Source organism: Sneathiella sp., assembly GCF_036960985.1.
Classification (GTDB): Bacteria; Pseudomonadota; Alphaproteobacteria; order Sneathiellales; family Sneathiellaceae; genus Sneathiella.
Map to the genome: position 1 here is coordinate 113,189 of NZ_JBALWD010000002.1, position 10,749 is coordinate 123,937.

General features: G+C 53.4%; 11 protein-coding genes. 7 read left to right on the forward strand and 4 right to left on the reverse strand.

The genetic code is table 11. The features are described from left to right. The first annotated feature begins 43 nt into the window (after positions 1 to 43). From V7723_RS01625 to V7723_RS01655, 7 genes are all read left to right on the forward strand, one after another. A complete protein-coding gene (locus V7723_RS01625) occupies positions 44 to 1,237 on the forward strand; it encodes an aminotransferase class I/II-fold pyridoxal phosphate-dependent enzyme (RefSeq protein ID WP_335682670.1) in 1,194 nt (397 codons plus the stop codon). A gap of 12 nt (positions 1,238 to 1,249) precedes the next feature. After that, complete coding sequence (locus tag V7723_RS01630; RefSeq protein ID WP_443024159.1) at positions 1,250 to 3,625, forward strand: DNA translocase FtsK; 2,376 nt, start codon at positions 1,250 to 1,252, stop codon at positions 3,623 to 3,625. Between the two features lie 105 nt (positions 3,626 to 3,730). Beyond that, complete coding sequence (locus tag V7723_RS01635; RefSeq protein ID WP_335682672.1) at positions 3,731 to 4,351, forward strand: LolA family protein; 621 nt, start codon at positions 3,731 to 3,733, stop codon at positions 4,349 to 4,351. A gap of 14 nt (positions 4,352 to 4,365) precedes the next feature. Further along, a complete protein-coding gene (locus V7723_RS01640; protein WP_335682673.1) occupies positions 4,366 to 4,962 on the forward strand; it encodes a hypothetical protein in 597 nt (198 codons plus the stop codon). A gap of 27 nt (positions 4,963 to 4,989) precedes the next feature. Beyond that, positions 4,990 to 5,802 (forward strand): exodeoxyribonuclease III, encoded by an 813-nt coding sequence (xth, locus tag V7723_RS01645; RefSeq protein WP_335682674.1) that lies wholly within the window; start codon positions 4,990 to 4,992, stop codon positions 5,800 to 5,802. Between the two features lie 132 nt (positions 5,803 to 5,934). Continuing rightward, complete coding sequence (locus V7723_RS01650) at positions 5,935 to 7,143, forward strand: adenylate/guanylate cyclase domain-containing protein (protein WP_335682675.1); 1,209 nt, start codon at positions 5,935 to 5,937, stop codon at positions 7,141 to 7,143. 80 nt (positions 7,144 to 7,223) lie between these two features. Further along, the gene (locus V7723_RS01655; RefSeq protein WP_335682676.1) at positions 7,224 to 8,021 is read left to right on the forward strand and encodes an SDR family NAD(P)-dependent oxidoreductase; all 798 of its coding nucleotides are present in this window, start codon (positions 7,224 to 7,226) and stop codon (positions 8,019 to 8,021) included. Positions 8,022 to 8,052: 31 nt separating this feature from the next. Here V7723_RS01655 and V7723_RS01660 read toward each other — a convergent pair whose 3' ends face one another. From V7723_RS01660 to V7723_RS01675, 4 genes are all read right to left on the reverse strand, one after another. Beyond that, positions 8,053 to 8,541, reverse strand: coding sequence for a class I SAM-dependent methyltransferase (locus tag V7723_RS01660; protein ID WP_335682677.1), 489 nt, complete (start codon positions 8,539 to 8,541; stop codon positions 8,053 to 8,055). Position 8,542: 1 nt separating this feature from the next. Then, positions 8,543 to 9,694, reverse strand: a complete 1,152-nt coding sequence (gene queG / locus V7723_RS01665; RefSeq protein ID WP_335682678.1) for a tRNA epoxyqueuosine(34) reductase QueG — start codon at positions 9,692 to 9,694, stop codon at positions 8,543 to 8,545. After that, positions 9,675 to 10,343 carry a glutathione S-transferase family protein gene (locus V7723_RS01670; protein WP_335682679.1) on the reverse strand — a complete coding sequence of 223 codons (669 nt, stop codon included), beginning with the start codon at positions 10,341 to 10,343 and terminating at the stop codon, positions 9,675 to 9,677. The genes queG and V7723_RS01670 overlap by 20 nt, the downstream gene beginning before the upstream one ends. A gap of 81 nt (positions 10,344 to 10,424) precedes the next feature. After that, complete coding sequence (locus V7723_RS01675) at positions 10,425 to 10,697, reverse strand: hypothetical protein (protein ID WP_335682680.1); 273 nt, start codon at positions 10,695 to 10,697, stop codon at positions 10,425 to 10,427. Positions 10,698 to 10,749 lie beyond the last annotated feature (52 nt).

Here is a 10,749-nt window from a genome sequence, read left to right on the forward strand (position 1 = left end):
CGAGCACGTTTTGTTCTCACTAAAAATGGTTTGCACGTGCTTGATGTTAAATTCTGACTTATCTCAGTTAAGAGGATCTCCCTTTGATGCGTTAAGGGCGCTTTTGGGGCCTTTATCGGCGGCACCCAATCTGGAGCCGCAAACCCTGACCATTGGCGAGCCGCAGCACACGCCCCCTCAGATAATGATTGATGCTTTGCGGGCCAACGAACATCTCTATGGTAAGTACCCGCCGGTAAATGGCACACCCGAACAGCGCATCGCCATCACCAATTGGCTGGATCGCCGATATCATTTGCCAGAGGGAATGGTTGACGCGGATAAGCATATTGCGCCGGTAAACGGGACCAAAGAGGCGCTTTACATGATCGCGCAAGTGATCACGGAACGGGCCGGGCATAATCAGGCGAAACCGGCTATTTTGCTGCCGACCCCCTATTATCACGTCTATCACGCCGCAGCTGTTATGGCCGGCGCGGATGCTGTCTTCATGCCCGCGACGAAACAAACGGAATTTTTCCCGGATCTTGACACTCTGGACCCTGACCTGTTGGACCGGACGACAGCGTTTTATCTCTGTAGTCCGGCCAATCCGCAAGGCACCTGCGCCAGCAAAGAGTATCTGCGCGAGGCCCTGCGTCTGGCCAGACAGCATGATTTCATGCTGGTTATGGATGAATGCTATACGGAAATATATGACCGGGAACCGCCCGCCGGCATTCTTGAAATCTGCAAGGAAGAAGACGGCAGCCTCGATCATGTTCTTTCTTTTCATTCCCTGTCCAAACGCTCCAGCGCAGCGGGCTTGCGGTCTGGGTTTTGTGTGGGCCCGGAAGATATCATCAAGACGTTCCTGAATTTGCGCAATTTTGCCGGTGCCGCGTCTCCGTTGCCCGTCTGTGCGGCAGCAACCGCTTTATGGAATGACGATGCACATGTCGAAGAAAACCGCGCTTTGTACCGGCAAAAATTTGATATTGCGGAAAGACACCTTGCCGGGAAATTTGATTTTTATCGGCCGCAAGCCGGGTTTTTCCTTTGGCTTAATGTCGGCAATGGTGTAGAGGCCACGAAACGCCTTTGGACAGCGGCCGCCTTGCGGGTCCTGCCCGGCTCCTTTTTAAGTGTCACCGATGAACAGGGTGTCAATCCTGGCGACGACTATATCCGCGTTGCCCTGGTCGGCAGTGCCGACGCCACGGAAGAGGCTTTATCTAGACTCGTCAATAGCTTATAGAATACAGGTATGATGGCTAAAAGTAGAAGTTCAAAATCTATCTCTCTCTTACCAACAGGTAGTGTGGATTTTATCCACCGGCGGGTTATTGAACTTGCCGGGTTGGCCTTGTTGGTTCTGGCGCTTATCTGCGTCCTGTCCCTTGTCACTTATTCACCGGCCGATCCGAATTTCAATCACGCCACCGACGGGGAGACCAGCAATCTGCTTGGCTCTGCCGGCGCCCATCTTGCGGACTTGCTGTTGCAAACCATCGGTTTTGGCTCGATTGCCCTCATTTTAGGCCTGCTCGCCTGGGCGTGGCGCGTTATGTCACATCGCGGATTGCCGTGGGGATGGATCCATCTGGCTGTCTTCCCGTTCGGCATCTGTTTTACCTCAGCCATGCTGGCGGCGTTGCCGGTGGCTGACGGCTGGCCGCTTAATTCCGGTTATGGGGGCATTGTCGGCGAGGTTATCTTCAATTCAATCATTGTCCTCGGTCAGAAAATAAGTGTGTCCGTGCACCCCGCCATTCTGGGTCCGATCCTGTTCGTCATTGCCGCGGGGACACTCCTTGTCTCGTTCGGCATGTCACAACAGGAGTGGCGCGTTATCGGCGGTGGTTTCAAAACTATTTTGCAGACCCTTCTTCTGGCGCCCGGATATCTGCGCGGCTTCAAGAAAAAATCCGCCGATGAAGACGAGCACGGCTATGATGAGATTGATGCCGCGGCTCCGGCGCCGAAAAAGAAGCTGCGGGAGAAGAAGGCCAAGAAACCGGTTTTTCGTAAATCTGCAGAACCACAAATTGAGCAACGCAGCAGTGCAAACGCAGTCGGCAAACGCGTTGCCGCAGAAAAACAACCGGCGCTTGACCTGGGACCTTCCGGGGAATATCAGCTGCCGCCGCTGGATCTGTTGTCGTTGCCCGATGCCAAGTTGGTTTCCAAGCCGATCAGCGAAGAAGCCCTCTCTAAAAATGCCCGATTACTGGAATCCGTGCTCGACGACTACGGGATCAAGGGCGATATCAGCCGGGTTCGACCCGGACCCGTTGTCACCCTGTATGAACTGGAACCGGCTCCGGGTCTGAAAAGTTCTCGGGTGATTGGCCTCGCCGACGATATTGCCCGCTCCATGAGTGCCATCTCAACCCGTATCGCCGTTATTCCGGGCCGCAATGCCATTGGTATTGAGCTGCCAAACCAGCGGCGGGAAACCGTTTTCTTGCGCGAGCTTCTCTCGGCAGCTGCCTATGAAACCACCAGCTCCAAGCTGACACTGGCTCTGGGCAAGGATATTGGCGGCGATCTGGTGATCGCTGATCTTGCCCGGATGCCGCATTTGCTGATCGCAGGAACCACCGGTTCGGGTAAATCCGTGGCCGTGAACACCATGATCCTCTCGTTATTGTATCGCCTCTCACCCGAGGAATGCCGCTTTATCATGATCGACCCGAAGATGCTGGAACTCTCCGTCTATGACGGCATTCCACATTTGCTGGCACCAGTCGTGACCGAACCCGGTAAAGCCGTTGTCGCCTTGAAATGGGCGGTCAAGGAAATGGAAGATCGCTATCGCAAGATGGCAGAGCTCGGCGTTCGAAATGTTGACGGATATAACCAGCGTATCCGGGACGCCAAGAAAAAGGGTGAGGTTCTCAAACGGACGGTCCAAACCGGATTTGATATCAACACTGGCGAGCCCATTTTTGAAGAACGCGGTCTGGACACCGATCCGCTTCCCATGATTGTCATCATTGTCGATGAAATGGCTGATTTGATGATGGTCGCTGGTAAGGATATCGAGGTTGCGGTGCAACGTCTCGCCCAGATGGCCCGGGCCGCCGGCCTGCATGTGGTCATGGCCACACAACGCCCGTCCGTGGATGTGATCACCGGAACCATTAAAGCCAACTTCCCGACCCGGATCAGTTTCCAGGTTACCTCAAAAATTGACAGTCGGACTGTGTTGGGTGAACAGGGTGCGGAACAGCTTCTGGGTCAGGGTGACATGCTCTACATGCCGGGCGCTGGTCGGGTCCAGCGTGTCCACGGGCCTTTCGTCTCGGATGAAGAAGTTGAACAAGTCGTCACCTTCCTGAAAGGTCAGGGACAGCCAGATTATAAAAACGAGGTGACTGAAGAAGCCCAAGGCGATTTTGATGGCATGTCCGGTATGCCGGGCGGTGGGTCCAGCGGCGATGAGCTTTATGATAAAGCCGTCGAACTTGTCTGCCGCGAACGCAAAGCCTCCACCAGCTTCGTTCAACGTCACTTGCAAATCGGCTATAACAGGGCCGCACGGATCATCGACCAGATGGAAAAAGAAGGTGTTATTGGCAGTGCCAATCATGTGGGTAAACGCGAGGTTTTGGCCCGGGATATTGACGATCGCGAATATTAAGACGGTTTTGTCGGCTGAATCGCCGTATTTGTCTGGCAATCCCTGCATACAGGCCTATATCTAGAACATTATTTTGAAGATCCTGACAGAAAACTGGAAAATGTTATGATGCGGCTACTGTTGAATAAACTGGCTCCTGCTATCGCCGGATTGATGGTTGCTGGAATACCAATTTTCGCCTCGGCCGAGTTAAGCGCCGCAGACAAAATCGAGATTACCCGCGCCGAAACCTACCTTAATGAACTTAAGACCATGCAGGCCGAGTTTCTGCAAATCGATGCTTATGGCGGTGTCACGAAGGGCGATGTCTACATGCGCCGTCCCGGACGCATGCGGTTCGAGTATAGCCCACCTGCCCAAATCCTCGTCGTCGCCGATGGCACCTGGCTGGTTTTTCATGACAAAGAACTGAAAGAAACGACCCGCCTCCCGTTGTTTAGCACGCCGGTCAGTGTGCTGTTGAAAGATGAGATCAAACTCAGCGGGGACGTGACCGTAACCAATGTAGAGAATGACGGAAAAACGTTGCGCATTACGCTCGTCGATACTGATAATCCAGATGAGGGCAGTATTATGCTGGTGTTTGCGGACGAGCCGCTTAAACTCCGCCAATGGCTTGTGACAGATCCGCAGAATAATGTCACAAGTATCAGTATCGGCAATATCCAGAGAAATCTGAAACTTCGGCCGGAACTGTTCACATTCTTTGATAGCGATTACCAATAGGCGCCCCAACTGCCATGCATGACGACGATTTTGACGATGAAGAAGAAGCGCCGGATCTCGACAATTACCCCACATTGGTATCGGTTGTCCGCTTCAATAAACTGCTCCCCTCCATTTCCTGGTTTGAGGAAGTCGGCCAACCGCTGACCGAAGAATCCTTCGTTGTTGCCCGTGATTATATGAATGCATTGGGCTTTCCCGATGCTTTCGTGGGTGAAGTCGAAGACTGGGACGATGCGGCTTATGCCGCGAGTAATCCCGACTGGAACAGTGATTGGTGGGAGGCGGAAGAACAGTTACGCATGGGTCTGACAACCGCCGCGCTGGAACTGATCAGCGAAGAAGACTTGAATGCGGCGCTCACTCAAATTTCGGCGACGGCCTCGCCGGTGATTACCACGGCGGTTGAAGCCATCACGGATGATCACGGAATAGAGGATCAGGAGCTGATCCGTGCTGCTGTCGGGGCCGCACTGCAAACCTGCCACCAGGCAGCCCTTGTTCTTGCTGCCGGAGAAGAGGATACCCATCCTTTTGCCATCAAATATAAACTCTTCGAACAGGGACATTGGCCAATTGCCATTACCGGCAACAGCTTCAATATCTTTTAGAAAAACTCAACATCGGAAACCATCACTATGAGCAATATGCGTCTTGTCACCTGGAACGTGAATTCTGTTAGAGCCCGTCTGGCCCATGTTGAAAATTTCGTTGCGGAAAATAGTCCTGATGTTCTCTGCTTACAGGAAACCAAGGTCACCGATAACGAATTTCCATTGAAAGCTTTTGCGAAAATGGGGTTTGAGCATCATGTTATTGCCGGCCAGAAAAGCTACAATGGCGTCGCGATTTTCTCACGCCGCCCATTTTCCGTCTGTGAGGGACCACAATGGTGCGGCAAGGATGACAAGCGTCATTTAGCCATAGAGCTGGACAACGGCATTGAAGTAAACAATTTCTATGTCCCTGCCGGCGGCGATGTGCCGGATGTCACGGTTAACGACAAATTCGCCCATAAACTGAATTTCATGACGGAAATGACCGATTGGTTTACAAAGCGCCAGGCAAAGAACAACAAGCTCGTCCTGGTCGGTGACTTGAACGTGGCGCCCTGTGAAAGCGATGTTTGGAGCCACAAGCAATTACTGAAAGTCGTCAGCCATACACCCATCGAAGTTGAACATATGGATCGCATCATGAAGTCCCACGATTGGATTGATGCCATGCGTCACTTCGTGCCCGAACCAGCGCCTCTGTATTCCTGGTGGAGTTATCGTGCCCGGGATTGGAAAGCGGCAAATAAAGGCCGCCGCCTAGACCATGTCTGGGTGACACCGCTCCTAAAACCCCATTTGAAAGCCATGGATATCATGCTCGAGCCCCGTGGCTGGGAAAAGCCGTCAGACCATGCGCCGGTCGTTGTTGATTTCGATTTGACAGGGCTTAAATAGATTGAATCGTTATCAGGGGGCACCATAATGGTGCTGTTGACAGCTTGATTTGCGACGGCAGACGTTCGTGCTAAGAAGTAATTTGATCCGGATCACATAAAATCTATCGCTAAAAAGGGGTGGCCGTTACCCATGTTTGCACAATCGCCCCTCATCAGGTCTGGCAATGAAGAAGTAGGATTACAGCATCGTCTGTTGATTTTATCCACCTTCATGATGACCGGGGCGGCAGTTTTCTGGTCGGCTCTGTATGGGTATTTTGGCGAGTTTGCCGCTGCCGCCATCCCGGGAACCTATGTGGTTCTGTCCCTCGCCTTTCTCTTGGCCCTGAAGCATCGTCATGGCTTTGCCTTGCTCCGGACCAGCCAATTGGCGGCGTCGCTGCTGCTGCCGTTTTTCCTGATGTGGGAGTTGGGTGGCTTCGTGAATTCGTCTGCGGTGGTTGTCTGGTCATTTACCAGCCCCATCGGTGCCTTGATGTTCGCCGGTCGCCGGCAAGCCGCCCTGTGGTTCGTGGCTTTTATCCTGCTTATCCTTATCGGTAGCGCCATCGAGTATCCGGCCGTCACTCTAGATAACCTGCTGCCCGCCGGTGTTATCGTAGCACTTTTCGCCATGAACCTCAGCGGCGTGTCCATCGTCGCCTTCGTCATGATGAGCTATTTCGTTAAACAGAAGAATACCGCTCTGGATTTGCTCGCACTGGAGCGCCAACGATCCGAACAGTTGATTGAAAACATGTTACCGAACTCGATCAGTGAGCGGCTCAAGAACGAACAACGCCCGATTGCTGATCAGTTGGACGACGTCACCATTATTTTTGCCGATATTGTTGGTTTCACCGGATATGCCATGGACCATGATCCCGATGAAATCGTGCAATTGCTGGATCAGATTTTTTCCGATTTCGACAGGATCTCCGACGACCAGGGATTGGAAAAGATCAAGACCATCGGCGATGCCTATATGGCCTGCAGCGGATTACAAGGGACAGCTGACGCCAATGCCAAAGGCGCCGCCCAATTTGCCCTTACCGCCATGAAGGATCTTAAGAAAATTGTCGCTGACAAACGGCTCGATCTCGATCTGCGTATCGGTATTCATACGGGAACCGTGGTTGCGGGTGTTATTGGGGAGCGGAAATATTCCTATGATATCTGGGGGGATGCGGTGAATATCGCCGCCCGCCTGCAGCAAACTGCCTTACCCGGGGAAATCCTCATGTCCGGTGCCACAGTGGAATTGATTTCAAGCCATTTTAACACCGAACCGCAAGGAACAACGACCTTGAAAGGCCATACACCGGTCGACACTTTTGTGCTGACCGGGTCCATATCGTAAGACGAGCAAGAGAATTGTTGCGCCCTTCCGTTGCTTCCGGCACACTCGGCGCATAATAAAAATAACAAGGAGACCCCATCATGAGCACAGAATCCACCAAAACCGGATCAGGACGTGTCGGCGGCAAAATTGCCGTAATTTCCGGCGGAGCGTCCGGCATCGGCCTGGCAACTGCCGAGAGACTGGCCCGTGAAGGCGCAAAAGTCGCCATCACCGACGTGGATGTTGCCAATGGTGAAGCCTTGGCGGATCGCTTGACGGCTGAGGGCCATGATGTGTTTTTTATGAAACTGGATGTGGTGGATCCGGCGTCCTGGGCTGCTGTGGTCGACACCGTGGTTGAGCGCTGGGGTGGACTCGACATTCTGCTCAATTCCGCCGGGATTGGCCGGGTCTATCCGCTGCTGGAAATGACCCTGGAAGAATGGCGGCATACCAACGCGATCAATCTCGATGGTACTTTTTTGGGAACGCAAGCCGCCGCACGGGCCATGTCCGTGTCGGGTGGTGGATCCATTATCAATATTTCATCGGTTGCGGGCCTGGTCGGGTTACCGACGGCCTCTGCTTATTCCGCCAGTAAAGGCGGCGTCAAACTCTTCACCAAAGCCGCGGCCTTGGAATGCGCGAATATGAAATTGAATATCCGGATTAATTCCGTACATCCGGGCTATATTGAAACGCCCATGGTCATGCGCCGGTTCAAGGATGTCGAAGCAGAGGCGGCGGACGTCCAGGCACTGAAAGATCAGCACCCCATCGGACGACTTGGCCAGCGCGACGAAGTTGCCAGCATGATCCTGTATCTGGCGTCAGATGAATCCGCTTTTGTCACCGGTGCAGAGTTCGTCATTGATGGTGGATATTCGGCACAATGAGACTGTAGAAAAACTACTGGCTCGTTTTTGGCTATTTTTGCCGGTAAATGTGATATCGACCCGCGGCCACGCCCTCGGGTAACGGCAATTGTTCCCAGCTCGACACTTCAAAGGGCTGGTCACTGACAATAATGGCATCGGGTGCAAGCAGCCCTGGTAAACTGGCGCCCAGAGTTTGTGCCAAGGCCACACTTAAAGCCTTGTCGCCAGATCCGATATCGCAATGGGCCATTACGGCTGGTGCGGACATGCGCGCACGGGCGGCCGGTACGGTTTCGCGAAAATCGCCAATGATCATATGCTCCTCATCCGGAATGCACTCAGGATGGGCTTTCACATGCCGGTCAAACACATAAATATCCCGATCCGGCAGGGACGCACGCAAATGATCAAACGTCCGACCATTACCCAATCCCAACTCCAGAACACTGCCCGGCCGCCCGGTAATCTGGGCTATTGCGGCGTTGAGGCAATCGCGTTGCGCGCTCACCCGGCGGATAAAACTGTCTAATCTGCTCATATCAACCTCCTTCGTTACAGTCCCATTCGGCGATCACGTCCGCATCGGTTTCCGATCCCGCCAATCTTTGTTTTTCACCTGCAAACGCTGCCGATGGCGCGAGCCGGGACAGCGCCCAAATAGCGGCCACCCGGATAATCGCAGAGGGATCCTCAAGCAAGGGCCTCACCTTCGCCACATAAACGGGATCACCACTATTTCCAATGGCAATCAACACATTCCGGATAAACCGATTGCGGCCCAAACGTTTGACCGGCGTTCCGGCAAAAAGCGCCCGAAAGGCCGGATCATCCAGCGCCACCAGTTCGTGGAGCCGTGGCGCCACCAGCTCGGGTCGCGGCCGCAGAACCATTTCCGCCGCTTGTTCCGCATATTTATTCCAGGGACACACCGCCAGACAATCATCACAGCCATAAATCCGGTTGCCGATCAATGGCCGCATTTCACGAGGGATATGGCGGCGGGTCTCGATCGTCAGATAGGAAATGCACCGCGTGGCATCCAGCTGATAGGGCGCCGGAAAAGCCTTGGTCGGGCAAATATCAAGGCAGGCCGTACAGGAACCGCAGGAGCCTTGCGCAGCGAGATCCGGCGCCACCTTCAATGTCATGAAAACACTGCCCAGAAACAACCAGGAGCCAAATTCACGGCTCAGCAGGTTGGTATGCTTACCCTGCCACCCGACGCCCGCAGCTTCGGCCAACGGCTTTTCCATAACCGGGGCCGTATCCACGAACACTTTCACGTCGCCGCCATAAGTCTGGACGATCCACCGGGCGATCCGTTTCAGCTTCTTCTTGACCACATCATGATAGTCCCTGCCCTGGGCATAAACGGATATCAGGCCGCGGTCAGATTGGTCCGCAAAAGCCAGCGGATCCGTCTCCGGACCGTAATTCAGGCCCAGCATCAACACTGTTTGCGCGTCCGGCCACAGCGCCTGCGGATGGCGGCGGCGATCGGCTTTCTCGACAATCCAATCCATGTCACCATGACGGTTTTTATCAATGAATTCAGCTAGATGCTGGCCCGGTAGATCGCCAAAGTCGGCCCCCGTAAATCCCACGGCCTCAAAGCCCTGGGCCAGTGCATATTCGCGAATACACTGTTTATCCTGTGAGGAGAGGGTCGCGTCAGAAATCGAGGTCGGCATAATGTTTAGGCGCCGGCATGCCCGGAAGATTGTCCCCCAGTATTCCGCGGAAGCTTGGCCGCGATTTCGCCCGGGAATACCAGACTTTTGCGGCGGGATGCTGATCCCAGGGCACGTCACCGAGATAATCAACCGACGACAGCTGCGCCGCGGCAGCAATATCCGCCAACCCATATTCCTCACCGGCCAACCAGGATCGGCGCTCCACAAGATAGGTAATATATTCCAGATGATAGTGGATATTATGATGTCCAGCGCGAATGGCCGCCGTATTTGGCGTCCCCGATTTCGTCAATCGCTTCATGACCTTTTCATCGACGAGATTATCGGTCACCTCGCGATAAAACTTATGATCGAACCATGCCACCAGCCGCCGGACTTCGGCACGCTCAATGGGATCTTTTGGCATCAGCGGAACGTCCTCATACGTTTCTTCCAGATATTCGCAGATGGCCTGACAATCAGCGATGACGGCGCCATTTTCATCAACGAGAATGGGCACCTCACCAGCCGGATTTCGGGCCAGCAGGTTGGGACGTCTTTCCCATGGCTTTTCGATCTGAAGTCCAAATTTCAACCCTTTTTCATCAAGGGCTAATCGGACTTTGCGGCAGCCAGGGGATATCCAGAAATGATACAATGTTCGCATGGGGCAGAACATACCTCATGCGAAGGAAATGGAGAATAGGCTGTTTAGAGATAATCGAAAAAAAATAGCACTTTTTCGAAATTAGTTGATGGTGAACTGCCGAAAGTGTTCGCTCTGCTTCAAAAGACGGGCACATTCTCTTTCAACGCGGGAAAACATTTCCGCGGTTCGCAATTTCCCACTGGCATCGAGCTGATTGACATGCTGCGACGCTTTTGCCGGGGCATCATCCCCATACAGCAGGATAAACCGTCTAGCCGCCCATTTAACGCCGTCAACGCTAATGATCGGATCGACATACGTAGAGGTCACCAGATTTGGCTCCACAGTTGGTTGATCCATTAAATTTTGCATGTTTTATTATCCTGTTGTTCGCTTGTTCATTCCCTGTCGACACAAGGACATA